Raw genomic sequence first — 26,797 nt, forward strand, 5'->3', positions numbered from 1 at the left:
GCTCTTTCGCGGGGAGAGGGTTGGGGTGAGGGGCTCTATCGTCGTAACAGGTGAGAGGAGGGTATGCGGAGGCTCCCCCTCACCCGGATTGCTTCGCAATCCGACCTCTCCCCGCAAGCGGGGCGAGGTAACTTCGGTCACTTGAACGGAATCGCGTACATCAACCCGCCCTTGCTCCAGGTGGCGTTGAGGCCGCGCTCGAGCTTCAGCGGGCTTGCCTTGCCGACATTGCGCTCGAAGATCTCGCCGTAATTGCCGCCGGACTTGATGGCAGCGACCAGCCATTTGTTGTCGAGCCCGAGGCGCGAGCCGAGATCGCCCGACGCGCCGAGCAGGCGCTGGATCGCCGGGACCTGCGACTTCGCCATCTCGTCGGCATTGGCCTGGGTGACGCCGAGCTCCTCGGCCTCGATCAGGCCGTAATGCAGCCAGGTGATGATGTCGCTCCACACCTCGTCGCCGTTGCGGGTGAACGGGCCGAGCGGCTCCTTGCTGATGGTCTGCGGCAGCACGACATAGTCATCGGCCTTCGGGGCTGCGGTCGCGACCGCGCCGGCGAGCGCGGAAGCATCCTGGGTCATGGCATCGCAGCGGCCGCCGAAGAAGGTCTGGTACATGGTGTCGACGCGGTCGAACACCAGCGGCTTCCAGTCGATGCCGTTGGCGCGGCCGTAGTCGCCGAGCGTCACCTCATGCGTGGTGCCCTGGGCGACGCACACGGTGGCGCCCTTGAGGTCCTTCAGCTCCTTCACGCCGAGGTCCTTCTTCACGACAAAGCCCTGACCGTCGTAGAAATTGACCGGTCCCTGCCGCAGTCCGAGCGTGGTGCCGCGCAGAAAGGTCTGCGTCGAGTTGCGGTAGAGCACGTCGATCTCGCCCGACTGCAGCGCGGTGAAGCGGTTCTGCGCGGTCAGCGCGACGTAGCGCACCTTGGCGGGATCGCCGAGCACGCCGGCGGCAAGCGCACGGCAATAGTCGACGTCGAGGCCCTTGAAGTTGCCTTGCGAGTCCGGCGCCGAGAAGCCGGCAAAGCCGGTCGAGACGCCGCACACCAGCGTGCCGCGCTGCTTGACGGTGTCGAGCGTCGCCGCGCTCGCGCCCGCGATGCCCGCGGCGAGAACGGTTAGAGTGATGATACCCCTCAGCATGTCTTCCTCCTCCTCCTAACGTTTGAGCATGACCCCTGCGCAAACGCTTCGCGTTTGTCGCGGGAAAACCGGTGCCCGTTTTTCCGGATCATGCTCCGTGACCAACATCCTTCAACGCGCTGTCGACCGCAGCGCCTAGCCGTTCGACGATCATGTCGATGTCGCCGGAAGTCGCGATATAGGGCGGGGCGAGCAGCACGTGATCGCCGCGCTGGCCGTCTGCGGTGCCTCCCGACGGATAGCAGCCGAGCCCGCCGGCGAAGGCCGCGGACTTGATCCGCTGATGCAGCTTCAGCTTGGGATCGAACGGCTGCCGCGTGGCACGGTCGGCGACCAGCTCGATCCCCCAGAACAGGCCGCGGCCCCTGATATCGCCGACATGGCGATGATTGCCGAAGCGCTCGGTGAGCCGCTGCTCGAGCTGGCGGCCGCGCTCCTTGACCTGGTCGAGCAGCTTCTCCTCAGCGATCACCTTCTGCACCTCGAGCGCCGCGGCGCAGGCGAGCGGATGCGCCAGATAGGTGTGGCCGTGCTGGAACGCGCCGGAGCCATCGCGCACCGTGTCGACGATCGTGCCGCTGGCAAGCATCGCGCCGATCGGCTGATAGCCGCCGCCGAGGCCCTTGGCGACCGCCTGGATGTCGGGCGAGATGCCTTCCTGCTCCCAGGCGTGCAGCGTGCCGGTGCGGCCCATGCCGCACATCACCTCGTCGAGGATCAGAAGCGCACCGTGCCGGTTGCAGATCTCGCGCACCGCCTTGAAGTAGCCCTCCGGCGCCGGCACGCAGCCGGCGGTGGCGCCGACCACGGGCTCTGCGATGAACGCCGCGACCGTATCGGGGCCGAGCCGCTGGAATTCGGCCTCGAGCTCCGCGGCAAGCCGCGCCACGAACGCCGCCTCCGATTCATCGTCGCGCTTCTCGTGATAGGCGAAGGCCGGCGTGACATGGCTGAACGAGGGCGACAGCAGCGGCGCGTAGGGCTCGCGGCGCCAGGCATTGCCGCCGGCCGACAGCGCGCCGAGCGTGTTGCCGTGATAGCTCTGGCGGCGCGCGATGAAGCGGGCGCGCTTCGGCTCGCCGCGCTCGATGAAATATTGCCGCGCCAGCTTGATCGAGGCCTCGATCGCTTCCGACCCGCCGCTGACGAAATAGACATAGCCGAGGCCGCCGGGCTCGTGGCCGACCAGCCGCTCGGCGAGCTCCTCCGCAGGCTCGGAGGAGAAGAAGCCGGTGTGGGCATAGGCAATCTTCGAAGCCTGCTTTGCGATCGCGGCAAGGATCCGCGGGTGCTGATGGCCGAGACAGGAGACCGCGGCGCCGCCGGAGGAATCCAGAATGCGGCGGCCATTCTCCGCGATCAGCCAGACGCCGTCACCGCCGATTGCCTTCGGTGGGGTTTCGCGCAGGCTGCGATGCATCACGCGGCTCTTGTTGGCGGCCATGATACTCATCCTTTCTCGACAAAATATTGCGACATCTCGGCAAGCCGGCCCTCGGTCTCCTCCAGCTTGCGCTTTGCTCCGGCGCCGCCCAGCGTGAAAGCGACGGCCGCAAGCGACTGCGCCACCGCGATCGCGCCGGTGAGGCTCGGGAAGAAGCCGGGGGAGGAGGCGGCCTCGAACAGCAGCAGATGATCGGCGCCTTCGGCCATCGGAGCTGTGATGGTGTCGGCGATCGCAATCAGCGCGGCGCGCGCCTGATGCGCCGCGCGCGCCGTCTCGACGCTGACCAGGGTGTAGGGCGCAAAGCCGATCACGACCACGGCGTCGCCTGAGCGGAAGGCGCCGTGGTCGAGATCGAACGGGCCGGAGCCGCCGACCAATTGCACGGCATCGGGGCGGAACAGGCGAAGCTGATAGGTCAGCAGTTCCGCGACGCTGCGGCAGCTGCGAAACCCCGATATCCAGATCCGGTCAGCCGAGTGCAGCGCACGCGCGGCTTCCGCGATCGTGCTCGCCGAAATCCGCGCAAGGCCCGCGGCCTCGGCCTCCAGTTTGTCGTGCACCAGTTTGACATCGGCATTCGGCCCGGCACGGCGGCTTCTGGCGCGGCCGGAGAACGGCGAGCCCTGCGCCGGCCGGCGCGCCTCGGTGAGCGCGGCGCGCAATTCGTCCCAGCCGGAATAGCCGAGTGCCTTGGCAAGACGGGTGAATGAGGCAGGATCGGCGCCGGCGACCGAGGCGAGCTCGCGCATCGAGCGGGTGGTGGCGTCGTAATCATTGGCGGCGACGAACCGGCCGACCTCCTGCAAGCGCATCGGCAGCGACGGCAGTGCGCTGCACAATTCGTTCAGGGGCGATGGTTTCGGCTGAGCCTGGGCCATGAAACATATGTTGCACAAATATTAATTTGGTGCAACATATGACGCGCGCAGGATTTGAGGTTGACGCGTTTTCTTCACGCGAACCGGTATCCGCTTCGCTCGAAAACGCTCTTGCGCATGGCAGAAGATCGCTTCTCACTGGGGTCCTTGTGCTGTGACGACATCGACGCCGAAACGCCCTCCCGCCCGGCCCTGGCGGCTTTCGCTCAGCGATCCCCGCGTCGCGGGCCTGTTCTGGCAGATCCTGGTGGTCGCCATCGCGGTCGCCGTCGTCGCCTGGCTGTGGTCGAACGCGGTCCATAACCTCTCGGTGCGCCGCATCTCGACCGGCTTTGCCTTCCTCGGCCGTGAAGCCGGCATGCCGATCGCCGACAGCTGGATCGACTACACGCCGAAGAACACTTATCTGCGCGCGTTCATCGTCGGCGTCGTCAACACGCTGCGTGTCGCGGTCATCGGCGTCGTGCTGGCGACCGTGATCGGCACGCTGGTAGGCATCGCGCGGCTGTCGTCGAACTGGCTCCTGGCGCGGCTCGCCGCCGTCTATGTCGAGGTGCTGCGCGACCTGCCGCTGCTGCTGCAGCTGTTGTTCTGGTACGTGCTGATGCAGGGCCTGCCGGCGGCGCGCCAGGCGTGGAAGCCGGTCGACGGAGTGTATCTATCCAACCGCGGCCTTGTGCTGCCGTCGGTGCCGCTGCATGACGCCAATGGCTGGACGCTCGTCGCGCTGGTCGCCGGCGTGATCGTCTTCATCATCGTCAGGCGCCGCCTGATCGCGCAGCAGATGCTCGACGGCAAGGCGCGGCCGGCTTGGCCCTACGCGCTCGGCCTGATCATCGCGCTGCCGGCGCTGGTGTCGTGGCTTCTGGGCGCGAGCTGGAGCGTCATGCTGCCCGAGCTGCGCGGCTTCAATTTCGTCGGCGGGCTGACCCTGGCGCCGGAATATTTCGCGCTGCTGATCGCGCTCGTCACGTATACTTCGGCGTTCATCGCCGAGATCGTGCGCAGCGGCATCCAGGCGGTGCCGCGCGGCCAGTCGGACGCCGCCAAGGCGCTTGGGCTGAAGCGCAGCTTCGTGCTGCAGCACATTGTGCTGCCGCAGGCGCTGCGCGTCATCATCCCGCCGATGACCAGCCAGTATCTGAACCTGACCAAGAATTCGTCGCTCGCGGTCGCGGTCGGCTACCAGGACATCGTCTCGATCGCCAACACCACGCTGAACCAGACCGGGCAGGCGATCGAGTCGATCGCGCTGATCATGATGGTGTTCTTCACCATCAGCCTCGGCATCAGCTTGTTCATGAACTGGTACAATGCGCGGATCGCGCTGGTGGAGCGCTGACATGAGCTCGGTCGCACATCTCCCGCAGGATCCGCTGCCGATCGGCCGGCGCCGCGCGCAGCGCACGGTCGGCGGCCAGATCGTGGCCTGGCTGCGCACCAACCTGTTCGCGTCCGTGACGTCGAGCATCATGACGCTGTTGCTGCTATTCGTGCTCGCCAAGGCGTGCATCGGCCTCTGGCAATGGGGGATCGCCAACGCGATCTGGATCGTCTCCGGCAACGACACCAGCGCCTGCCGCGCGCTGCGCGGCGTCGGCGCCTGCTGGGCGGTGATCCCCGAGAAGTACCGCTTCATCCTGTTCGGCACCTATCCGTTCAGCGAACAGTGGCGTCCGGCGCTCGCGGTCGTGATCTTCATCGCGCTGTTCGTGGTCTCGAGCCGCCGCAGCTTCTGGCGCAAGGAGCTGTTCCTGCTGTGGGCCGCTTCCTTGATCGCGATCGGGTGCCTGATGTGGGGCGGCTTTCTCGGCATGTCCTTTGTCACGCAGGACCGCTGGGGCGGGCTGCCGGTGACGCTGATCCTTGCGACTTTCGGGCTTGCGTTCGGCTTCCCGCTCGGAATTTTGGTGGCGCTCGGCCGCCGCTCGAAATTGCCGGCGATCCGCTCGCTCTGCGTGCTCTATGTCGAGCTGATCCGCGGCGTGCCGCTGATCAGCCTGTTGTTCATGGCGAGCGTCATGTTCCCGCTGTTCATGCCGGACGGCGTCAACATCGACAAATTGCTGCGCGCCCAGATCGCCTTCATCCTCTATGCCGGCGCCTACCTTGCGGAAGTGGTGCGCGGCGGCCTGCAGGCGGTGCCGCGCGGACAATATGAGGCCGCCGACGCGCTCGGGCTCTCCTACTGGGAGAAAAACGCGCTGATCGTGCTGCCGCAGGCGATCCGCCACGTCATCCCGCCGCTGGTCAACACCTTCATCGCCTTCTTCAAGGACACCAGCCTGGTCCTGATCATCGGCATCTTCGATCTCTTGACCACCGCCAAGACCGCGATCGTCGATCCGGCCTGGCAGGCCTTCAGCGTCGAAGTCTATGTGTTCGTCGGCGTGATCTACTTCGTGTTCTGCTTTGCGATGTCGCGCTACAGCCGCGGCCTCGAGGCGCAGCGCGCGCACGGCTGAGGCGGTGATCACGTTCGAGCGCGAAGCCTCGACCTGTCTGGGTCGCATCGCATTTTCCTTCGTCGCATGGGACGTTTTGGAGCCTGCCGTGATGGATCGATCCGCTTTGCGCGGAACCTGAGATGCCGCATCTGGACAAGCTTGAGAAAGTGGAAAACATCTCCGTGAGCGCGTGAACCCCGGCAGCGGCAACTTGCACTCATGTGATGCGATCACGCCGCATATGAGGAGATCGATGCCATGGCGCCCCCGAAACGCTCGCCTCACCCGATCGAGCGACCGCCAAAGGGCATGCCCGTCCCACGCAATTGGGGATTGATGCAAGGCGGCATTCCCTACCGGCCGCACGGCCCTGTCCGACCGGGAGATACCCGGCCTCAGGAAGACTGGTACACCGTCGCTGAGAAGTTCAGTGTCGGAGTCAAGGAGCTGATCTATTTCAACTTCATGACCGACGACCCCGATGTCGTGAACTGGTACCTCAGCCACTATGTGGGGTGCGTCAAGGTCAGCCCCAGCGGCAACAACTGGATGTTCAGCAATTCGGCCAATCCCGGCATCATCTACATCCCGCCCGTCGATCATGATCCGATCGATTTCGAGGCCGAGGATATCTGCGTCTGGACTCCAAATGATGCCAAGACGTTTCTGATGCGCCTGCTTGCGCTTGCGCAGGGCATGAAGGGCTACAAGGGGCAGCGTATCAAAAAGCTCGTGCAAGTGATCCTGAACGCTGGATATCCGGCGTGCCTGGACCTCTGGTACTACAACGATATGGTCATATCGGTGTATGTCGACATCAAGGAAGGCAATGCCAAGCGCCGCGAGATGATCAAGGCGACGCGCGGCGCGTTTCCGTTCAGTGGAGAGTCGGGTGTCTACGGGCAGCAGGGCAGCGAAGAGCGCCATCGCGGCATGTGGCAAATCCATCCGGTCAGAAGCCTGTTCACCGAATCTTGCGGCGCTTTCAATGCTCAGGCCATGAAGGACCGCTTGGAAAGCATCGACGAGGAAATGTACAGGGGCTGGCACGAGCTCGATATGGTATCCGCCAAGTCGAGCCAGGGCGGCGGCAGTGCCTTCGGAGAAATGGTCTGGGACTTTATCAACCATGTGAGGCTGTTGTCGGAAGACGAGAAGCACCTTTACTGGGCGTTTTCACAATAGCGGCCCATCGCTCGCCGGCCGCCACCTTCCATGCCGGCGCCTATCTCGCCGAAGTCGTGCGCGGCGGATTGCAGACGGTGCCGCGCGGACAATATGAGGCCGCCGACGCGCTCGGGCTGTCCTACTGGGAGAAGAACGCGCTGATCGTGCTGCCGCAGGCGATCCGCCACGTCATCCCGCCGCTGGTCAACACCTTCATCGCCTTCTTCAAGGACGCCAGCCTGGTCCTGATCATCGGCATCTTCGATCGCTTGACCACCGCCAAGACCGCGATCGTCGATCCGGCCTGGCAAGCATTCAGCGTCGAGGTCTATGTATTTGTCGGCGTGATCTACTTCGTGTTCTGCTTTGCGATGTCGCGCTACAGCCGCGGCCTCGAGGCGCAGCGCGCGCACGGCTGAGCGATCCGGATTCTTGCCTCCCTCACATGCTGCATCCTTCGGTGCCGGCCTGTTCGCATCCGCAGCCGTCTGCTTTGATTTTTGGAGCGGCCTGCTCTGGCCTTAACGATGCGGCAACCAAGACTTGGCCGATGGCAGGCGCAGGGCGCGGCTGGCACAGAGTGCACTAGGCGATGTTCCGCCCCTAACTTATCTTGAGCGCCATTGGATTCGCGAGCGCGCGCGATGACAGAATCATTGTTCGCGTGGGCATCGTTCGAGCTGCCGTTGATTTGTTGATTTGGTGTGTGCCTGACAGGGCTCTACTTTTTGATTTTTGCCGTACGCCAATGGCCGAAGACAACGCCGTCTATCCGGAAAGCACCCGAAGCCAGGTCCACGATGCCCTGCAAGGCTTTTCGACCGATGAGCTTCGCCAACTCCTGGTGGAGATCGAGCAATTCCTGAGTGTTGAAGCTGTGCCTCGCCGACCGAGACTGCGACTGGCCGGAGGCACATACGTGAACGAGTATACCGCGCGCGCAAACATCGACCACTATCTGGATCTGCTGAAGCGCCCGGACGTTCCAACCAACACGAGATCGATGCTCAACAAGCGGTTGCTTGAGGAAGAAGACAAGCTCGGCCGCCGACTCGAGCAACTGGAGTTTGCCGAAAGCAGGGCCGCAGCCTGCCGGGATCGCGGATCGCCAGAGGCGTCTGGCGGAATCGTTTACCCCTGGTTCGGCTGACCGTGAGCAGGCCGAAAGGCTGCTGGTCAATTTCGAGGCGCTTGCGCAGTTCGTGGAGGGCTTCTGTCGCCAGATGCGCCACACCGTGAACCATAGTCCGCTTTGAGCGAGACGCCGCCTCGGCTCCGCGGGCTCCTCATCATCACCATCGTCCAGCGTCCGGTCGACCCTTTGACCGCGTAGGCACTTCGTCCCCGGGACCGCTGACAGGCGACCGGGGTATCCCCATCATGGCGGGCCTCGGCATCACGAGAACACCGACATGGCTTGCAAAGTGATCGCGATCCTATTTATGATTATAAAATAGATAAATCGGCTCTCCCGTCCCTCGACCCTTCGCGCCGCGCCTCGATCAAGCGCAAGCGCTCGGACGCCGTCGCCGACCTGATCCGCAGCCACATCTTCCAGGCCGGCTTGCAGCCGAGCGACCGGCTGCCGCAGGAGGGGGAGCTGATCGAGATGTTCGGCTGCAGCCGCTCGACCATCCGCGAGGCGCTCAAATCTTTGGAAGTGCAGGGGCTGGTGCAGAACACCACCGGTCCCGGCGGCGGCGCGCGGGTGGCGCCGGTCTCGATCAACCGGATCGTCGGCCTGCTCAGCAACTACTTCTATTTCCAGTCGACCAGCACCGCGCAGATCTACCAGATCCGCCGGCTGATCGAGCCGGAGCTCGCCTTCAGCGTGATCGGCCACCTCACGGCGGAGCATTTCGCCGCACTGGAAAAGGCGATCGCGGTCCAGGAGCATCATCCCGACGGCGATGCCGATTGGGAACATCATCGCCACGCCGAGATCGATTTCCACGACATCCTGATCGAGGCCTGTCCCAACCCGCTGCTCGGCCTGATGTGCCGGTTCGTCAACGAGGCGATCAGGCATCTGATCGGCAAGCTCGGCGTACAGGAGTTCGCATCCAGCTTCACCTGCGAGAATATCGAGTTTCACAAGCGTCTGCTGGCTGCGTTCCGCTCCGGCAACGCCGCGCGCGCCCGGCGCGTGATGCTCGATCATGTGCTGAGCGCCGAGGCGGTGGTCGTTCCCGCGGAAGACCGGCGCATCGATCTGCCCGTGTTTCACCAGCCGTTGCGGCTCGATTGAACCGCATCGGCCGACTGCCGCATCACGCCTTGGAGAAAACGACAATGGACACGCGGCGCGAGAATGAGTTGTGGAGCTGGTCGGCCGTCGATCTGGCGCGTGCGATCGCGACGCGCGCGATTTCCAGCCGGGAAGCCGTGCAATCCAGTCTCGATCGTATCGCCGAGGTCAATCCGGCATTGAACGCCATTGTCGCTGTGGTCGCCGACGAAGCGCTGGCCGCCGCGGACGCGGCGGACGTCGCGGTGAAGTCAGGCGCGGAGCTCGGCGTGCTGCACGGCGTTCCGGTCACCATCAAGGTCAATGTCGACCAGCGCGGCTGCGCCACCACCAACGGGGTGGTGGCCTTCCGCGACGTGATCGCCACAGAGGACAGCCCGGTGGTCGCGAATCTTCGCAAGGCGGGCGCCGTCATTGTCGGGCGCACCAACACGCCGGCCTTTTCGCACCGCTGGTTCACCAACAACGATCTGCACGGCGCGACCTACAATCCGTGGAGCCGTCGGCTGACGCCGGGCGGCTCCAGCGGTGGCGCCGCATCGGCCGTTGCTTCCGGCATGGGCGCGATCGCACACGGCAATGATTTCGGCGGCTCGATCCGCTATCCGGCTTACGCCTGCGGCGTCGCCGGCCTGCGTCCGACGCCGGGGCGGATCCCCGCGTTCAATCCGCCGGCAACCAGCGATCGTCCGATCACCGCGCAGATGATGTCGGTGCAGGGGCCGCTTGCCCGCTCGGTCGCCGACTTGCGCATCGGCCTCGCCGCCATGGCGCAGGCGGACGCGCGCGACGGCACCTGGCTGCCGGTGCCGCTGCAAGGTCCAGAGCTCAAGCGTCCGATCGGCGTTGCGATCGCAGCGGCGCCGTTCGGCGACGAGGCGGGCGAGGTGAGCGCGGCGGTGCGCGCCGCCGGGCGCTGGCTCGCAGAGGCCGGCTTTGCCGTGGAAGAGACCGTGCCGCCGCGGCTCGCGGAGGCCGCCGATCTCTGGCATCGCCTCGTCATCAATGAGGAGCGGCGCGCGCTGGCGCCGATGATCCGCAAGTTCGGCGACGATCGGAGCCGCTACAATCTCGAATGCCATATCGCCTACGCGCCCGAGCTCGACGGCGATCAGGTGCTCGCCTGCTTCGAGCAGCGGCTGGCGATCGTGCGGGCCTGGCAGCTGTTCCAGGAGCGCTGTCCCGTCATCATCCTGCCGGTCTCGGCGCAACTGCCGTTCCGTTTCGATCAGGATCAGGAAGACGAGGCGGTGGTGCGCGCGCTGCTCGATGCGCAGCGGCCGCTGCTCGCGGTGCCCGCGCTCGGCTTTCCGTCGGTCGTCGTGCCGACCGGGACCGCCGCTGGCGCGCCGGTCGGCGTGCAGGTGATCGCCGGCCGCTTCCGGGAAGACGTCTGTCTCGCAGTGGCCGAGCTGATCGAGGCGCGTGCATCAAAGCTGACGCCGATCGATCCGCGAGATTGAACCAACAACAAAGCACTGAACATCATGGGAGAACATCACGTGACGAACGCACCGATCTGGCAATGGTCCGCCGTCGACACAGCCGCGGCGATCCGAAACAACCAAGTGACGTCGGAAGAGGTGGTTCGCGCCCATCTCGACCGCATGCAGGAAGCCAATCCGGCGCTCAACGCCGTCGTGGTCGATCTCGGCGCGTCAGCGATGCAGGCCGCCAAGGCCGCGGACGAGGCGTTGGCTGCGAGCAAGCGCGGAGGCGGCGCCGTCGGGCCGCTACACGGCGTGCCGGTTACGATCAAGATCAATATCGACGTCGAGGGCCAGGCCAATTCGAACGGCGTGGTGGCATTCAAGGACAACATCGCGCCGGGCGACTCGCCGGTGACGGCCAATCTCAAGAAGGCCGGCGCCGTCATCATCGGCCTCACCAACACGCCGGAGTTCTCGCTGCGCGGCTTCACCGACAACCCGCTGCACGGCCTGACGCGCAATCCCTGGAATGCCGACGTGACCTGCGGCGGATCCTCGGGCGGCGCCGGCGCGTCGATCGCCGCCGGCATCGGCACCATCGCACACGGCAACGACATCGGCGGCTCGCTGCGCTGGCCGGCGCATTGCAACGGCATCGCCACCATCAAGCCGACCCAGGGCCGCATTCCCGCGTTCAATCCCAGCGCCACGGCGGAGCGGCCGCTGATGGCGCAGTTCATGTCGTCGCAAGGGCCGCTGGCGCGCCACGTCGCCGACGTGCGCCTCGGCCTCGAGGTGATGGCGCAGCGTGACCCGCGCGATCCCTGGTATGTGCCGGCGCCGCTGACGGGGCCGAAGCCGGCTGGGCCGATCAAGGTCGCGCTCGCAAAGATCCCCGAGGACATGGCGACCGATCGCGGCGTCATCGCGCTCCAGCGCAAGGCGGCGGATCATCTCGCCGATGCCGGCTATGCGGTCAGAGAGGTCGAAGTCCCCGACCTCAACAAGGTCTGGCAGCTCTGGTGCGACCTGATCATGACCGAGGTTCGCGTCCTGCAGCAGGACCAGATGCTGGCGACCACCAGCGCCGACTTCCAGAAGACATTCCGCGGCTTCATCGCAATCAGCTCGATCAGGCCGGCTACATGAAGGCGATCGCCGAGCGCTCGCGCCACATCAGGAACTGGATGACCTTCCTCGAGCAGTATCCGCTGGTCGTGATGCCGACCACGGTGCGCAAGACGCCGGAGGTCAATGCCGATCTCGGCGGCGATCAGCGCGTCAAGGATTTGTTCTGGAACGACCTGCGCTTCATTTCGTCGATGAACGTGCTGGGGCTCCCGGCGGCCGTGGTGCCGGTCGGCCTCGATGAGGGATTGCCGGTCGGCGTCCAGATCGTCGGCTCGCGCTATCGCGAGGACATGTGTCTCGACGCCGCCGAGGCGATCGAGCGCAAGGCCGGCATTCTGGCACGACAATTGTGGCAGCGGCGCTGAGGCGATCTCGACGCCTCAACGCATTAGCCAATCGTATGATTCAACGCACGCCGCGGCGAAATCTCGTCGCGGCGTGCGCACGATCGGCATCGCGCGTGTCGACGCAATGGCTGTGTTCCTTCTCCCGGAATTTCTGAACGGAATCGCAGGGCGCCATGCCGGCGACGGGGTTGTCGGCGATCCCTGATTGCTTCAGGAGATCGTCCGAAACGTCGAAACCCCCGGGAACGAAATGTCCATCACGAAACGCTCGCATGCCCTGATCGTAATGGCCGCCGTGTGTCTCTCATTTGCGGCCGGCGCTGCCCGCGCGGAGGATGGCGTGCTGCGGGTCGGCATCATCACCGACATGAGCGGGCAATATTCCGACGGCAACGGCCCGGGATCGGTGATCGCGGCACAAATGGCGGCGGAGGAAATTGGCGGCACGGTCGCCGGCCGCAAGATCGAGATCATTTCGGCCGATCACCAGAACAAGCCTGACGTGGCGACCGGCATCGTGCGCAACTGGATCGACAACAAGGGTGTCGACGTGGTCGCCGAAGGCGTCAATTCCGCGGTGGCGCTCGCGATCCAGACGGTGACGCGCGAACGCAAGAAGCTGTTCCTGATTTCGGGCTCCGGTTCGTCCGATCTCACCGGCAAGCAATGCTCGCCGACCAGCGTGCAGTGGACCTATGACACCTATGCCTCCTCGAACGCGACGGCGAAGGCCGTGGTGGCGCGCGGCGGCACGCCCTGGTTTTTCCTCACGGCGGATTATGCGTTCGGCCAGGCGCTGGAGCGCGATGCGAGCAAGGCCGTTACATCGGCCGGCGGCAAGGTGCTCGGCGCGGTCCGCCACCCCTTCGACACCGCCGATTTCTCGTCCTTCCTGCTGCAGGCCCAGTCCTCCGGCGCCAAGATCCTGGCGCTTGCCAATGCCGGTTCCGACTTCCGCAACGCGGTGTCGCAGGCCGACGAGTTCAACATCCGCGCCAGCATGCAGGTCGTCGCACTACAGGTGACACTCACCGACGTGCCTGCGCTTGGCCTCGCGCATGCGCACGATCTGCTGTTCACCGATTCCTTCTATTGGGATCGCACGCCGGAGACGCGCGTCTTCGCCCAGGAGTTCTTCAAGCGGCATGGCGCGATGCCGACCGCCTACCAGGCCGGCGTCAACTCGGCGCTCCGGCACTATTTCAAGGCGGTCGCCGCGACCAACTCGGTCGATTCCGAAACCGTGATCGCGCAGATGCGCAAGACCCCGGTCAATGATTTCTTTGCCCAGAATGGCCTCGTGCGCGAGGACGGCCGGATGGTGCATGACATGTATCTGATGCGCATCAAGAAGCCGGAAGAGTCCAAGAGCAAGTGGGATCTCTACGAGTATCTCGCAACGGTGCCGGGTGACCAGGCCTTCCGTCCGCTCGATGAAGGCGGCTGCCCCTACGTCGCCAAGTCGCACTAGCCGCGCCAGAAATTTGCATCGAGCCCTCGCGTGAGTTTTTCTCCTATCATGCGCGAGTTTTGATCGGTTGTCCGGCGCCGATCCTGACGATACGTTCGCATTGAGATCGGTCTCAGTCGGCAGATCATGCTCCTGCGCAGTTCCGGGCGAACTGCGGCGTGCGGCGCGTTGAGCTCGCTGAGACCTTCTCGTCCGCCCTGCAAGGCCGGGCGCAGAAGCGATCTGGACAGGAGACGCGGCAACATGACGGGCGACACGGGTGTTCGGGCCGGCCAGTGCCATTGCGGCGCGGTGCGTTTCGAGGTGACGCTCAGCGACGGCTTCAATTCGATCCGCCGCTGCACTTGCTCTTACTGCCGGATGCGAGGTGCCGTCGTTGCCATGGCGGAGATGGGCGGGATCAAGGTCCTGCACGGCGAGGACGCGCTAACGAGCTACCGCTTCCATACCGGATCGGTGCAGCACTTCTTCTGTTCGCGCTGCGGAATCTACACCCATCATCAACGACGATCGAACCAGAACCTGTATGCCGTCAATGTGGCCTGCCTGGACGGCGTAAGCCCGTTCGATTTCCCCGAGGTGCCTGTGATGGACGGCGTCAATCATACGAACGACACCGGCAAGCCGACGCGCCGGGCAGGCACACTCCGCTTCATCCCGGCCGACTAACGATCGCTGTCGGCCGACGACCGCCCGGCTCGTCGCGTGACGACGGTGAGAGGGAAGTGAACCCTTCCGCCGGTGATCGTGCAATAAGTTCAGTGTCGTCCCTGCTTTCGCAGGGACGACAGCTGTGGTGAACTCAAGCGGACCGTCATCGCGACGGCCCCATCACCGTGTTCACGAGGCACCATGACCAACACCATCGAGGCTTCCGACGGCGGCTACCGCTTCATGCCCGGCGTCAGTCAGTATTCGTGCGGCATCGGTGCGCTGCCCGGCTTTGCCATCGAGCGCGTCAGGTTCTCTGAACCGGTGCCGCTGGGCGCGGGTTTTGCAAGGATCGCGGATATCATCGGGGCCTCAGGCCGCCCGCTGACGGCGTTCGGCGCCTGCGAACTGCGTTCCCCGGCGCCGTTCACCGAGGACGGCTTCAGGGCCTTCAACGAGATCTACATCAAGACGCTGGTGGCCTGGGGCGTGATGCGGGACGGCGTCAATCCGGTGGCGCGCAGCAATGTCTGTCCGAAGCTCGATCCGCCCGGCGAGCCGAGCTTCCACGCCTTCTGCTACACGGTACCGGCCGCCAAGGACGAACCAACCAGCTTTGTCGTCGCCGGCAGCGGCGAGTCGGTCGAGGGCAAGGCCAATTACCGCGATCATACCGTCGCCCTCGGCGACACCAGCCCGGCCGGCCTCCTGGCGAAGGCGAAATTCGTGGCCGACGAGATGGAACGCCGGATGAGCGCGTTCTGCGGCCGTTGGCAGGACACCACCGCGGTGCAGCTCTACACCGTGCACGACGCCTATCCGGTGCTGGAAAGCGAGCTCGGCCGCCGCGGCGTGCTTCGCAACGGCTTGACCTGGCATTTCGACCGGCCGCCGGTGGTTGGCCTCGACTTCGAAATGGATTGCCGGCGCGTGCATCGCGAGCGCGTGGTGTGATGTGTCGGTCGCGTGATGCATCAAAAGCGCGTGTGGGTGCATGTGGAAGCGTGTGCCCTTTCTTGACACGGATCGCGTCAACCGTTTCCCTTCGCCATCGACGTCAGCGGCTGGGTGAGCGCGGGTGCAGAACGAATCTGTGATCAGGCGGCGGGATCTGCTGGCGCTGATTGGCACCATTGCCGGCAGTTCGGCGATGTATCACGCGATGACGAGTCTCGGCTTCGCGTCGGAATCCGCCTACAAGGGGCCGCTGAAGCTCGCAGGCGACGTGAAGGGCGCCTCGGTGCTGATTCTCGGCGCGGGGCTTGCCGGGATGACGGCAGCGCTGGAGCTGCGCAAGGCCGGCTACAAGGTCCAGATCCTCGAATTCAACAACCGCGCCGGCGGCCGCAACTGGTCGATCCGCGGCGGCGACAGTTTTGTCGAGCTCGGCGGCTTCAGGCAGACCAGCCAGTTCGAGCAGGGGCTCTATCTCAATCCCGGTCCGTGGCGGATTCCCTACCATCACCGTGCGCTGCTCGATTACTGCCGACGGTTCAAAGTGACGCTGGAACCCTTCATCCAGCTCAATCACAACGCCTATCTGCACGCGACGCGTGCATTCGGCGGCAAGCCGCAACGCTTTCGCAGCATCAAGGCGGATTTCCAGGGCGGGGTCTCGGAGCTGCTCGCGAAGATCACCCAGCAGGGCCGGCTCGACGAGACCGTCGGCAAGGATGATCAGGAGATCCTGCTGCAGTCGCTGCGCGACTGGGGCGCGCTGGATCGCGACTACAAGTACAATGCCAACCTCGTGTCGGCCGAGTTCCGCGGTTATGCGCGCGATCCCGGCGGCGGCTTGATGGGCGATCCGCTGCCCAGCGACCCGATCTCGCTGCAGGAGCTGCTGCGGTCGCGGATGTGGCGCTATCTGCAGACCTTTGCGCGCTACGATTTCCAGACCACCATGTTCCAGCCGGTCGGCGGCATGGACATGATCGGCAAGGCGTTCGCGCGCGAGGTCGGCGATCTCATCCGCTATGGCGCCAAGGTGACGCAGATCCAGCAGAACGGCTCCGGCGTCACCGTCAGCTATGTCGACACCGCCAGTCCATCCACGGTGCAGCAGGCGACCGCCGATTGGTGCATCTGCACCATCCCGTTGCCGATCCTGAGCCAGTTGCCGGTCGATGTCAGCGCGCCGATGAAGAGTGCGATCGACTCCGTGCCCTATGCCGCCTCGGTGAAGATCGGCCTGCAGTTCAAGCGGCGGTTCTGGGAGGAGGATGACGCGATCTATGGCGGCATCAGCTATACCGACCTGCCGATCCGGCAGATCGCCTATCCGAACTATGGCTTCAACCGCGGCGGCCGCGGCATCCTGCTCGGCGCCTACATGTATGGCGGTGCCAATTCGTTCGAGTTCACCGCGATGACGCCGGCCGAGCGGGTCGCCAGCGCGGTCGAGTTCGGCGCCGTAATCCATCCCCAGTACAGAAACGAATTCGAGAACGGCGTCGCGGTGGCCTGGCATCGCGTGCCGTTCACGCTTGGCTGCGCCGGCGAATGGACCGAAGCCGCCCGCGCGCAGCATTACCGCAATCTCTGCCAGATCGACGGCCGTATCGTGCTGGCGGGCGAGCACGCCTCGCAGCTGCCGGCCTGGCAGGAGGGCGCCATCCTGTCCGCGCTCGACGTCATCTCCCGGCTGCACGAACGCGTGGTGAAGATATGATGATGCGGACCGCAACATCCGTCATCGCCGCACTGGCGCTGCTGTCGGCGACGGCAGCCCTTGGGCAGGACAGTCGCGCGGGCAAGCGCACCTTCTCTTCGGGCTACCGCTTCGTCGAGATGACCGGCGAGGAGCTGTTCGCCAATGTGTGCCAGGGCTGCCACATGCCGGATGCGACGGGCGCGAGCGGGGCGGGCAGCTATCCGTCGCTGGCCGGCAACAAGAATCTCGAGACCGGCAGCTATCCGGTCTTCCTGGTCATCAATGGCCGCCGCGGCATGCCGGCGTTCGGCGACATGATGACCGATGGTCAGATCGCCGCCGTTGTGAATTATCTGCGGACGCACTTCAGCAATAACTATGAGGACGCGGTGACGACCAAGGATGTCCAGGACGCCCGCCGCTGACAAAAACACTCGGGAGAGTTTGATGAAATTCATCGGTATCGCACTGGGCGCCGCGTTATCGGCGATGGCGACCGCTGCCTCGGCTGACGTGGTCAGGCATCCGATTCCCAACTCGACATTCCCGATCGCGCAGGCCGTGACCGTCACCGGCAACACCACGACCATCTATGTCAGCGGCCAGGTGCCGCCGGCGATCAACAAGGACGCCGATCCGTCGAGCCCGCAGGCCTATGGCGATACCAGGACGCAGACCGTCGGCGTGCTCAACCGCATCAAGGCCATTCTGGAAGGCCAGGGCCTTGGCATGGGCGACGTCGTCAAGATGCAGGTGTTCCTGGTGCACAGCGCGTCGGCGCCGATGGACTTCAAGGCCTTCATGGAGGGCTACACCCAGTTCTTCGGCGGCAGCCAGCCGAACCTGCCGGCACGCTCGGTGGTCGGCGTCGCCGCCCTCGCCAATCCCGGATTCCTGGTCGAGATCGAGGTGATCGCGGTCAAGGATACCAACAAGGATTCGAAATAAGGCCTGCAAATAGCGTACGCGAAACCGCGGAGCATGCGCGCGGAAATTGAAGGGCTCGCCGTCTTGCCAAAGCGCATGTCGCCTGTCTGAATTCGCTCCAATCAGGTGGCGGAATTCCGGGAGAGTAAGATGTCGCACAAGGCCCGAAACACGGTTCGATCGCTGCGGCTCGCGGCTGCGCTCGGTCCGGTGCTGCTCGCAACCGGCGCGGCGGCGCAGGGATTGACCGAGCAGCAGCAATTCGCCCGCGGCATCTACCAGGAGCTGGTCGAGATCAACACGACCACCGCGACCGGGGATACCCAGAAGGCGGCGGAGGCGATGGGCGCGCGGCTCCGCGCGGCGGGCTTCCCCGAGGCCGACGTGCACGTGTTCTCGCCGGCGTCGCACAAGGGCAATCTGGTGGCGCGGCTGCACGGCTCCGGCGCGCGCAAGCCGATCCTCCTGGTCGCCCATATCGACGTCGTCCCCGCCAACCGTGAGGACTGGTCGGTCGATCCGTTCAAGCTCACCGAGCAGGACGGCTATTTCTACGGCCGCGGCTCCAGCGACGACAAATACATGGCATCCGCCTTCATTACCAATCTGATCCGCTACAAGAAGGAGGGCTACAAGCCCGACCGCGACATCATCGTCGCGCTCGAGACCGACGAGGAGATCCTCGATTCCAACGCTCTCGGCATCCAATGGCTGATCAAGAACCACCGCGACCTGATCGATGCCGAGTTTGCGCTGAACGAAGGCGGCGGCGTCGGCCTGAAGAACGGCAAGGCGATCCGCAACAGCGTGCAGACCAGCGAGAAGGTCTCGATCGGCTACCAGCTCACGGTGAAGGATCGCGGCGGCCACTCGTCGCTGCCGCGCGAAGACAATGCGATCTATCACCTCGCCGAGGGCCTGGTCCGGCTCTCCAAATTCGACTTCCCGATGAACCTCAACGAGACCACGCGGATCTATTTCACCAAGACCGCCGAGGTCGACACGTCGCATGCCGACGATATCAAAGCGATCCTGGCGCCGCAGCCCGATCCAGCGGCGCTGGCGCGATTGTCGGAGAACCCGGGCTATAATGCGCAGCTCCGCACCACCTGCGTCGCGACCATGCTGGAGGGCGGCCACGCCATCAACGCGCTGCCGCAGCTGGCGACCGCCAAGGTGAACTGCCGGATTCTGCCCGGCGAGCCGGTCGAGGGCGTGCAGGCGACGATCGAGCGCCTGCTCGCCGACAAGGAGATCGCAGTGGCTCCGACCGGCAAGGCCGTGCTGAGCCCGCCGTCGCCCCTGAACGAGGAGATCATGGGTTCGATCGAGAAGCTGTCGAAGGAGTTCTGGCCGGATGCGTCGATCGTTCCGGTCATGAGCACCGGTGCAACCGACGGCAGCTATCTGCGCAATGCCGGAATTCCGACCTATGGTCATTCCGGGCTGGCCGCCGATGTCGACGACAACCGCAACCATGGCAAGGACGAGCGCGTGCTCGTCAAGTCGTTCTACGAGGGCGAGGAGTATCTGTATCGCCTGGTCAAGATGCTCGCCGGCGGGAAATGATGGCTAACAGCAAGACAAGGGCACGGGTTGCGGTCGCCGGCCTCGGCGCGATCGGCACCGACGTCGCCAAGGCGCTCGATCAGGGCATCGAGGGCCTGACGCTGGTTGCGGTGTCGGCGAACAATCCGGACAAGCACCGTGGCTGGGTGGCGGAGCTCAAGTCGGCGCCGAAGCTGGTGCCGATCGAGCAGCTGGCCGAGGTCGCCGACATCGTGGTCGAGTGCGCGCCGAGCAAGGTGGTCCGCTCGATCGTGGCGCCAGTGGTCGAGCGCGGCAAGACCGCTGTCGTGCTGAGCGTCGGCGCGCTGCTGCAGAACGAGGACCTCGTCGATCTTGCGAGAGCCCATGGCGGCCAGATCATCGTGCCGACCGGCGCGCTGATCGGGCTTGATGCGGTGACCGCCGCGGCGATCGGAACCATTCATTCGGCGAAGCTGGTGACGCGCAAGCCGGTTGCGGGCCTCGTCGGCGCACCGCACCTCGTCGAAAACAACATCCGGATCGAGGGGATCACCGAGCCGCTGCGCATCTTCGAGGGCAGTGCGCGCGATGCCGCAAAGGGCTTTCCGGCCAACCTCAACGTCGCGGTGGCGCTGTCGCTGGCCGGCATCGGCCCCGACCGCACAAGGGTCGAGATCTGGGCGGATCCGACCGTGACCCGCAACACCCACCGGATCGAGGTCGATTCCGATTCCGCGCGGTTCTCGATGATGATCGAGAACATTCCCTCGGAGAACCCGAAGACCGGCCGCATCACCGCGCTGTCGGTGATCGCCTGCCTGCGCAAGCTGCGCGCGTCATTGCGGATCGGCACATGATGAAGATTGCGCCCGACGATCTGTTGCTGGTCATCGACGTGCAGAACGATTTCTGCCCCGGCGGCGCGCTGGCGGTCGCGGAGGGCGATGCCGTGGTGCCTGTCGTCAACCGGCTCGCCGGCCGGTTCGATCATGTCGTGCTGACGCAGGACTGGCACCCGGCGGGCCACAGCTCGTTTGCGACCTCGCATCCGGGCGCGGCGCCGTTCTCCGAAATCGCCATGCCGTATGGCCCGCAGACGCTGTGGCCGGATCATTGCATCCAGGGTACGGCGGGCGCCGCGTTTCATCCCGACCTTGCGACCGACCGGGCCGAGCTCGTGATCCGCAAGGGCTTCCGGGCTGCGATCGATTCCTATTCGGCGTTCTTCGAGAACGACCGCAAGACGCCGACCGGGCTCGCCGGCTATCTGCGCGAGCGCGGCCTCAGGCGCGTCGTGATGGCGGGGCTCGCCACGGACTATTGCGTGCAGTATTCGGCGCTCGATGCGCGCCGGCTCGGTTTCGAGACCATTGTCGTGCTGGCGGGCTGCGGCGCCATCGATCTCGGCGGCTCGCTTGCCATCGCCAGCGCGGCGATGCGCGAGGCCGGGGTGGAGCTTGTTGACGAGCTCGTCTGAGCGGGGCCAAAGAGGGGCAAAAACCGTTGTTTTGACTGGCTTTTTGTTCTAATCCCCAGCCGTTGATGATCACGCGCAGCGGAGCTTTCGTGTCGGGACAGGTTTTGCGGATTGGGACGCGCAAGAGCGCGATGGCGCTCGCGCAGACGGACGAGGTTGCGCGGCTGCTGCGCGCCTCGGCGCCGGACCTTGCCGTCGACATCGTCAAGTTCGAGACCCGCGGCGACCAGGACCAGACCAGCAAGCTGTTGCGCCATGGCGGCAAGGGCGGCGCCTTCGTCGCCGAGATCCGCGAAGCCATGCGCGCCGGCACCTTGCAGGCGGCGATGCATTCGCTGAAGGACGTGCCGGGCAACGAGGAAACGCCGGGTCTCGTCATCGCCGCGATGCTGGCGCGCGATGCCGCCAATGACAGCCTCGTGCTGCGGCCGGGCTTGTCGCTCGAGACCCTCCGCGCCGCGCGCGGCAAGGGCTTCATGATCGGCACCAATGCAGTCCGCCGCGCCGCCTATCTGCGCCGGCTGTTTCCGGAAGCGACCGTGATCCATTATCGCGGCGCCGCCGATACGCGGGTGGCCAAGCTCGATCGCGGCGACAAGCAGCGGCTGCCCGGCGGCGGCGAGGTCGGGCCGGCGGATGCGCTGGTGATGGCGCGCTCGGGTCTGGAGCGCATCGGCATGACCGCGCGCATCGCGCATGATTTCTCGGTCGGCGAGATGCTGCCGGCCGTCGGCCAGGGCATTGTCGCGGTGGAATGCGTCGAGACCGACTGGACGACGCGTGCGCGGCTGGCCGGGATCGACAACGCGCCGTCGCGGCTCGCCGCCGAGGCCGAGCGCGAGGTGCTGTGGGTGCTCAACGGTCATTGCAATTCGCCGATCGCCGGCCACGCCACGCTCGCGGGCAGCGAGATGACGCTGCGCGCCTCCGTGCTCGACGAGGCCGGTGCCGGCTTCATCGAGGTGACGCGGCGCGGGCCTGCCGATCGTCCGCGCGAACTCGGCCGCGCCGTCGGCATGGAGCTGCTCGAGAAGGGCGCCGCCGAAATCATCGCCCGCACCCGGATCGACGAATAGCGATATCCATCCCACGTCGTCCCGGCGAAAGCCGGGACCCATAACCACGAATGTTGGTTGTGGGACGATGCTGGGACCGCAGCTCGCTTGAACAACTACCGACGGTGGTTATGGGTCCCGGCTTTCGCCGGGACGACACCGGTGTGTGAGGCCTAATCCCGATCAGCTCGCAACGGCCAGCTGCCGATGATGCGGAAGCGCGATGCGCCGTCGGTCTGCTTGAACAGCGCGATGCGGTCGATTGCGAGCCGCGTGAGGTCGACCGCCGCGAACCGTGTGCGCAGCTGCGCCACGATCGGGCCGCGCCGCTCGTCGCTCAGCCGCCCCGTCAGCGTCATGTGGAAGCGGAACTCCTCCATGACATAGGGATAGCCCCAGCGGTCGAGATAGTCGCACTGCCGCGCGGTGAGCCGCTCGGGCTTGCGCCGCGCGCGATCCGCGGCTGTCAGCGGGGTACGGAACGCGTCGAATTCGGTGACACAGTCGGCGGCAAGTTGTTGCAGATCATCCGAGCGGCTGGCCGGGATCACCGCGATGAAGCCGCTGATCGCATCGACCACCGGCGCGATCACCGGAATGCGCCGCGCGCGGCCGGCGAAGGCGGCACAGGCATCGAGAAGCTCGGCCTCGCTCCGACCGTCCGCGAGCGCGGTGGGCGCTTTCAGCGTGGCGTGGAATCCATACTTGCGCGGATCTTCGGTCACCTCGCGCCAGTCCGGCGTGACGCCATCGGGAAACGGCAGGTCGTCGCCCGACACCGCATCGTAGCCGAGCAGTGTCGAACCGAAGCGGTGCAGGACGCTGTCGGGTGACGGCGCATAATAGATCGCGTAGCGCGGAGTGCTGGCCATGGGACTGGGCTACGCCGCCGCCACCGTCTTGCGCGGCGCGAGCGAATGAACGAGGCAGCTCGCGTCCGCCAGGTGCACCAGACGTCCGGCTGAGATCACGGCGACGATGCGCGGCCGCAGCGGCGCCTTGTCGTCGACGACGACGATGTCGGCACGGCGGCCCGCGGCGAGCACGCCGCGGTCGGCAAGCCCTGCCGCGCGTGCCGGAGCCGACGAGATCAGGTCCCAGGCCCTGGCGAGCGGCAGGATGCCGTCGGCGACGAGGCGGAACGCCGCGAGCAGCTGCGCCGGATAGTAGTAGTCCGACGCCAGCACCGAGCAGAGGCCCTGTGCGATCATGTCGGATGCCTTGGTCCAGCCGGTATGGCTGCCGCCGCGCAACACATTGGGCGCGCCGAACACGATGAAGTCGCCCGCATCAGCGGCGTCGCGCGCGGTCTCCTCGTTGACGGGGAATTCGGCGATCACAGCGCCGAGCGCGCGAAACTCCTGGCGCATCGCCGGGCTGTTGTCGTCATGCGACAGCATGCGGATATCGGCCGCGCGCGCAGCCGCGGCCAGTCGCGCGATCGAGGCGGGCACTTCGGGACGGCGCGCCACCACCCGGTCGAGCATGTCGTTGACGGCTTCGACGGAGAGCCCGGTGCGTTCGGCCAGCTGGTTGCGTTTCTTCGGCTTGACGTTGCTGTGGTCGTTGAAGGCGAACAGGTCGATGCGGCCTTCACTGAGCCATTGAATGATCTCGGCCTCGGCCTCGAGATTGTGGGTCTCGTGACGCAGGTGGAAGCGCGTGTCGGCGGCGAGCTGCGGCCGCAGCGCTTCGATCGCGTCGAGCAGCTTGCGCGCATTCTCCGCGCTGCGCAGGCCGGGCTCCCACGACCAGGTCGTGCCATGGAACACGGTGGTGATGCCGTTGGCGATCGCCTGCCTGTCGCTGTCGATCAGCGCCACGTCGGTCGGGAAGTCGACGCTTGGGCGCGGCATCATCTGCCGCTCGAACGCATCGCCGTGCAGGTCGATGATGCCGGGCAGCACCAGCAGGCCGGTGGCATCGATGTGAAGCGCGGCGCGACCCTGCTCGGCGTCGAGCGCGCCGATGTCGCGGCCCGCGGTCCGCAGCGAGGTCTCGACCAAGGCGCCGTCAACCAGCGTGCGCCCGCCCTCGATGAAAATGTCCGTCACGATGCGGCGCTCCGTTGTTTGGCTTGCGATTGGGATACGGCCTCGGCCTCGTGCTTGTCGAGGAATTCCTCGACCACGAGCTTGCGAAAGTCGGGCAGGACACGGCGAAGTGTTTCGTGATCCCAGTCCCACCATGCGAGGGCGGCAAGGCGGTCCGCGATCGGCTCGGAGAAGCGCCGCTTCACCGGCCGCGCCGGATTACCGGCGACGATGGTGTAGGCGGGGACGTCCTTGGTCACGATCGCGCCGGCGGCGACGACAGCGCCGGTTCCGATGTTCCGTCCTGGTAGCAGGATCGCACCATGCCCGATCCAGACGTCATGGCCGATATGCACGTGATGCGCACGTCGCCAGTTGAAGAAGTCGGTGTCGTCGCTCTCTCCGGGAAAATACGCGCTGGCGCGGTAGGTGAAATGTGCCTGCGTCGCGCGATGCATCGGGTGGTTGCCGGGGTTGATGCGGGTCATCGCCGCGATCGAGCAGAACTTGCCGATCGAGGTGTAGGTGATCTGGCTGTCGTTCACGACGTAGGAATAGTCATCCATGCTGACTTCAAGCAGGATCGTGCGCGCGCCGACCTCGGTATATTTGCCGAGCTTGCTCTCACGGACCGACGCAGTCGGGTCGACGGTCGGCACAACCGAGAGTGTCTTTCCGGCCATCAGGGCCTCCGCAAATCTTCAAGAATCTTGGGCTTCCGGGGATGTGTGCTCGTCATCGGGACGCTTGATGACAACATCATGACGTTGCGATGACGGCAAGGGAGCGACAAGGGAGGGGTGTGGACGATCGCCGCACCGCAGCGCTGTCGTCACATAACTGTAAAACGCCGGGGATAGCGATGGCCCAACGAGGCGCGGTTGGAGCATTACATGCTGGTGGTGGAAGGTTTGACGTGCCGGTTCGGCACGAAAGCCGCAGTCGACAACGCGTCCTTTTCGATCGCGCCGGGCAGCTTTGTCGGCGTGATCGGCCGCTCCGGTGCCGGCAAGTCGACGCTGCTTCGGATGATCAACCGTCTCGCCGATCCGACTTCCGGCCGTATCCTGTTCGAAGGCACCGACGTTACCGCGTTGCGCGGCAAGGAACTGCGGCGGTGGCGCGCGCGCTCGGCGATGATCTTCCAGCAGTTCAACCTGGTCGGCCGCCTTGATGTGCTGACCAACGTGCTGATGGGCCGGCTGGCCCAGATTCCGTCATGGCGCTCGCTGGCGCAGGTCTGGCCGGAACAGGACAGGGCGCTGGCGCTGTCGGCACTCGAGCAATTCGACATCGCCCAGCTCGCGGCACAGCGCGCCGACCAGCTCTCCGGCGGCCAGCAGCAGCGCGTCGCGATCGCCCGCGCGCTTGTGCAGGAGCCCGACATCATTCTCGCCGACGAGCCGATCGCCTCGCTCGATCCGCGTAACACCAAGATCGTGATGGATGCGCTGCTGCGCATCAACAAGCATTTCGGCATCACGGTGCTCTGCAATCTGCACTCGCTCGACCTGGCGCGGACCTATTGCGACCGCCTGGTCGGCATGGCCGCGGGTCGCGTGGCGTTCGACGGCGCCCCCGCGGCGCTCACCGACCATATCGCCCGCGAGCTCTATGACCTCGAGGCCAATGACGTCATCGGCGCGGCACCGCTGCCCGCGCCCGACGGTGCAACTGCGCCGGCACTCGGCACCGCAGCCGCGGCCTGAGCGTCGCGCACTTTTCAATCTGGGAGGCCGAGCATTTTGCTCGGCCAACAGGTGCAACTACGACAAAAGAGGGGTAGTCATGTTCACTCGTCGCATCATTCTGGCTGGCGCTGCCGCGCTGGCATTTGCCGGTTCGGCCTCCGCGCAGGACTGGAAGGCAAAATATCCGGAGCTCACCTTCGCGGTGGTGCCGGCCGAGAACGCCTCCGGCGTCACCGAGCGTTGGACGCCGTTCGTCGCGTATCTGTCGAAGGAACTCGGCGTGAAGGTCACGCTGCGCATTGCCAACGACTACGCGGCCGTCATCGAAGGCCAGCGCGCCGGCAACATCCAGATCGCCAGCTACGGCTCGGCCTCGTTCTCTCGCGCGCGCTTGACCGGCGTCAAGACCGACGCGTTCGCCAACGATATGAACGCCGACGGTTCGACCGGCTATTACTCGGTGTTCTTCGTCAAGGCGTCGAGCCCGTACAAGTCCGTCGAGGACCTGAAAGGCAAGAATCTAGGCCTGGTCGATCCGAACTCGACATCCGGCAACAACGTGCCGCGCTTCGAACTGAACAAGATGGGCATCGCGAACGCCGAGGGCTATTTCGGCAAGGTCGTGTTCACCGGCAGCCACGAGAACGCCGTCCTGGCGCTGTCGCAGGGGACCGTTGATGTGGCCGCCAACCAGTGGACCAACGAGGACGATTCCACGCTCGCCCAGATGCTGACCAAGGGCATGCTGAAGAATGCCGACGGCTCGGCGATGAAGAAGGATGATTTCCGCATCATCCACAAGTCGGCGCTGATCATCAACGGCCCCTATGCGTACAACGCCGATCTTCCGGAGGATCTGAAGGCCGCGATCGCAAAGGCCTTCTTCGACGCCCCGACCAAGGACAAGGCCGCCTTCGACCGTCTGTCCGACGGTCAGAAGAAGGGCTTCCATCCCGCCACCACCAAGGATTGGGACGGCACCATCGAGCTGATCAAGTTCGTCGACGGTTTGCGCAAGAAGGCGAGCTGATCGCACGCCTGACGTCACGAGGGCCGGGCGTATAGC

The 26,797-nt window shown here is 65.4% G+C and carries 24 protein-coding genes and 2 pseudogenes; 20 read left to right on the top strand and 6 right to left on the bottom strand.

Annotation, left to right across the window (positions count from 1 at the left end; genetic code table 11):
* Positions 1–137 precede the first annotated feature (137 nt).
* From ACE10X_RS12550 to ACE10X_RS12560, 3 genes are all read right to left on the bottom strand, one after another.
* The gene (locus ACE10X_RS12550) at positions 138–1,148 is read right to left on the bottom strand and encodes an amino acid ABC transporter substrate-binding protein (RefSeq protein WP_028339575.1); all 1,011 of its coding nucleotides are present in this window, start codon (positions 1,146–1,148) and stop codon (positions 138–140) included.
* Between the two features lie 88 nt (positions 1,149–1,236).
* Positions 1,237–2,592 carry an aspartate aminotransferase family protein gene (locus ACE10X_RS12555; RefSeq protein ID WP_038388679.1) on the bottom strand — a complete coding sequence of 452 codons (1,356 nt, stop codon included), beginning with the start codon at positions 2,590–2,592 and terminating at the stop codon, positions 1,237–1,239.
* Positions 2,593–2,597: 5 nt separating this feature from the next.
* Positions 2,598–3,473 (bottom strand): MurR/RpiR family transcriptional regulator, encoded by an 876-nt coding sequence (locus tag ACE10X_RS12560; RefSeq protein WP_038388680.1) that lies wholly within the window; start codon positions 3,471–3,473, stop codon positions 2,598–2,600.
* A 154-nt stretch (positions 3,474–3,627) separates the two neighbouring features.
* Here ACE10X_RS12560 and ACE10X_RS12565 point away from each other — a divergent pair, with 154 nt between their 5' ends.
* The 18 genes and pseudogenes from ACE10X_RS12565 (at position 3,628) to hemC (ending at position 22,028) form a co-directional block, all read left to right on the top strand.
* On the top strand, positions 3,628–4,815 hold the full coding sequence (locus tag ACE10X_RS12565) for an ABC transporter permease subunit (RefSeq protein WP_038388681.1): 1,188 nt from the start codon (positions 3,628–3,630) through the stop codon (positions 4,813–4,815).
* Position 4,816: 1 nt separating this feature from the next.
* Positions 4,817–5,938, top strand: coding sequence for an amino acid ABC transporter permease (locus ACE10X_RS12570; protein ID WP_304556603.1), 1,122 nt, complete (start codon positions 4,817–4,819; stop codon positions 5,936–5,938).
* A gap of 240 nt (positions 5,939–6,178) precedes the next feature.
* Complete coding sequence (locus ACE10X_RS12575) at positions 6,179–7,105, top strand: hypothetical protein (RefSeq protein ID WP_155258384.1); 927 nt, start codon at positions 6,179–6,181, stop codon at positions 7,103–7,105.
* Between the two features lie 17 nt (positions 7,106–7,122).
* A pseudogene (locus ACE10X_RS12580) lies at positions 7,123–7,506 on the top strand (ABC transporter permease subunit); the annotation flags it as partial.
* Positions 7,507–7,700: 194 nt separating this feature from the next.
* Positions 7,701–8,237 carry a hypothetical protein gene (locus ACE10X_RS12585; protein WP_304556602.1) on the top strand — a complete coding sequence of 179 codons (537 nt, stop codon included), beginning with the start codon at positions 7,701–7,703 and terminating at the stop codon, positions 8,235–8,237.
* 267 nt (positions 8,238–8,504) lie between these two features.
* Positions 8,505–9,335 (top strand): FadR/GntR family transcriptional regulator, encoded by an 831-nt coding sequence (locus ACE10X_RS12590; RefSeq protein WP_375764203.1) that lies wholly within the window; start codon positions 8,505–8,507, stop codon positions 9,333–9,335.
* Between the two features lie 44 nt (positions 9,336–9,379).
* A complete protein-coding gene (locus ACE10X_RS12595; RefSeq protein WP_038386553.1) occupies positions 9,380–10,798 on the top strand; it encodes an amidase family protein in 1,419 nt (472 codons plus the stop codon).
* Positions 10,799–10,822: 24 nt separating this feature from the next.
* Positions 10,823–12,261 (top strand): annotated as a pseudogene (locus ACE10X_RS12600) (amidase family protein).
* Positions 12,262–12,493: 232 nt separating this feature from the next.
* Positions 12,494–13,714: an ABC transporter substrate-binding protein gene (locus ACE10X_RS12605; protein WP_051003124.1), complete on the top strand. Its 1,221-nt coding sequence runs from the start codon at positions 12,494–12,496 to the stop codon at positions 13,712–13,714.
* 243 nt (positions 13,715–13,957) lie between these two features.
* Positions 13,958–14,383 (top strand): GFA family protein, encoded by a 426-nt coding sequence (locus ACE10X_RS12610; RefSeq protein ID WP_038386545.1) that lies wholly within the window; start codon positions 13,958–13,960, stop codon positions 14,381–14,383.
* Between the two features lie 183 nt (positions 14,384–14,566).
* On the top strand, positions 14,567–15,319 hold the full coding sequence (locus ACE10X_RS12615) for a hypothetical protein (RefSeq protein ID WP_038386544.1): 753 nt from the start codon (positions 14,567–14,569) through the stop codon (positions 15,317–15,319).
* A 124-nt stretch (positions 15,320–15,443) separates the two neighbouring features.
* A complete protein-coding gene (locus tag ACE10X_RS12620; RefSeq protein WP_038386543.1) occupies positions 15,444–17,036 on the top strand; it encodes an NAD(P)/FAD-dependent oxidoreductase in 1,593 nt (530 codons plus the stop codon).
* Entirely contained in the window at positions 17,033–17,443 is a 411-nt protein-coding gene (locus ACE10X_RS12625; protein ID WP_375764204.1) for a c-type cytochrome, read from the top strand. The genes ACE10X_RS12620 and ACE10X_RS12625 overlap by 4 nt, the downstream gene beginning before the upstream one ends.
* 22 nt (positions 17,444–17,465) lie before the next feature.
* On the top strand, positions 17,466–17,966 hold the full coding sequence (locus ACE10X_RS12630; protein WP_038386542.1) for a RidA family protein: 501 nt from the start codon (positions 17,466–17,468) through the stop codon (positions 17,964–17,966).
* Between the two features lie 129 nt (positions 17,967–18,095).
* Complete coding sequence (locus tag ACE10X_RS12635; protein WP_304556601.1) at positions 18,096–19,514, top strand: M20/M25/M40 family metallo-hydrolase; 1,419 nt, start codon at positions 18,096–18,098, stop codon at positions 19,512–19,514.
* Positions 19,514–20,332: an aspartate dehydrogenase gene (locus ACE10X_RS12640; RefSeq protein WP_038386548.1), complete on the top strand. Its 819-nt coding sequence runs from the start codon at positions 19,514–19,516 to the stop codon at positions 20,330–20,332. The genes ACE10X_RS12635 and ACE10X_RS12640 overlap by 1 nt, the downstream gene beginning before the upstream one ends.
* Positions 20,332–20,952: a bifunctional nicotinamidase/pyrazinamidase gene (gene pncA, locus ACE10X_RS12645; protein ID WP_085970723.1), complete on the top strand. Its 621-nt coding sequence runs from the start codon at positions 20,332–20,334 to the stop codon at positions 20,950–20,952. The genes ACE10X_RS12640 and pncA overlap by 1 nt, the downstream gene beginning before the upstream one ends.
* A 65-nt stretch (positions 20,953–21,017) precedes the next feature.
* Positions 21,018–22,028 carry a hydroxymethylbilane synthase gene (gene hemC, locus ACE10X_RS12650; RefSeq protein ID WP_051003123.1) on the top strand — a complete coding sequence of 337 codons (1,011 nt, stop codon included), beginning with the start codon at positions 21,018–21,020 and terminating at the stop codon, positions 22,026–22,028.
* Positions 22,029–22,180: 152 nt separating this feature from the next.
* Here the strand turns inward: hemC and ACE10X_RS12655 are convergent, their stop codons facing one another.
* Genes ACE10X_RS12655 through ACE10X_RS12665 form a run of 3 tightly spaced genes read right to left on the bottom strand, consistent with a single transcriptional unit; the run spans position 22,181 to position 24,723 of the window.
* Positions 22,181–22,879 carry a DUF1045 domain-containing protein gene (locus ACE10X_RS12655; RefSeq protein WP_038386540.1) on the bottom strand — a complete coding sequence of 233 codons (699 nt, stop codon included), beginning with the start codon at positions 22,877–22,879 and terminating at the stop codon, positions 22,181–22,183.
* A 9-nt stretch (positions 22,880–22,888) separates the two neighbouring features.
* A complete protein-coding gene (locus ACE10X_RS12660; RefSeq protein ID WP_038386539.1) occupies positions 22,889–24,061 on the bottom strand; it encodes an alpha-D-ribose 1-methylphosphonate 5-triphosphate diphosphatase in 1,173 nt (390 codons plus the stop codon).
* A complete protein-coding gene (locus tag ACE10X_RS12665; RefSeq protein WP_038386538.1) occupies positions 24,058–24,723 on the bottom strand; it encodes a chloramphenicol acetyltransferase in 666 nt (221 codons plus the stop codon). Before ACE10X_RS12665 ends, ACE10X_RS12660 begins: the two co-directional genes overlap by 4 nt.
* 210 nt (positions 24,724–24,933) lie before the next feature.
* Here ACE10X_RS12665 and phnC point away from each other — a divergent pair, with 210 nt between their 5' ends.
* Both phnC and phnD read left to right on the top strand, forming a co-directional pair.
* Positions 24,934–25,749: a phosphonate ABC transporter ATP-binding protein gene (gene phnC / locus ACE10X_RS12670; RefSeq protein ID WP_038386537.1), complete on the top strand. Its 816-nt coding sequence runs from the start codon at positions 24,934–24,936 to the stop codon at positions 25,747–25,749.
* Between the two features lie 79 nt (positions 25,750–25,828).
* Positions 25,829–26,761, top strand: coding sequence for a phosphonate ABC transporter substrate-binding protein (gene phnD / locus ACE10X_RS12675; RefSeq protein WP_038386536.1), 933 nt, complete (start codon positions 25,829–25,831; stop codon positions 26,759–26,761).
* The last annotated feature ends 36 nt before the right edge of the window (positions 26,762–26,797 follow it).

Source organism: Bradyrhizobium sp. Pha-3, assembly GCF_042258325.1.
Classification (GTDB): domain Bacteria; phylum Pseudomonadota; class Alphaproteobacteria; order Rhizobiales; family Xanthobacteraceae; genus Bradyrhizobium; species Bradyrhizobium elkanii.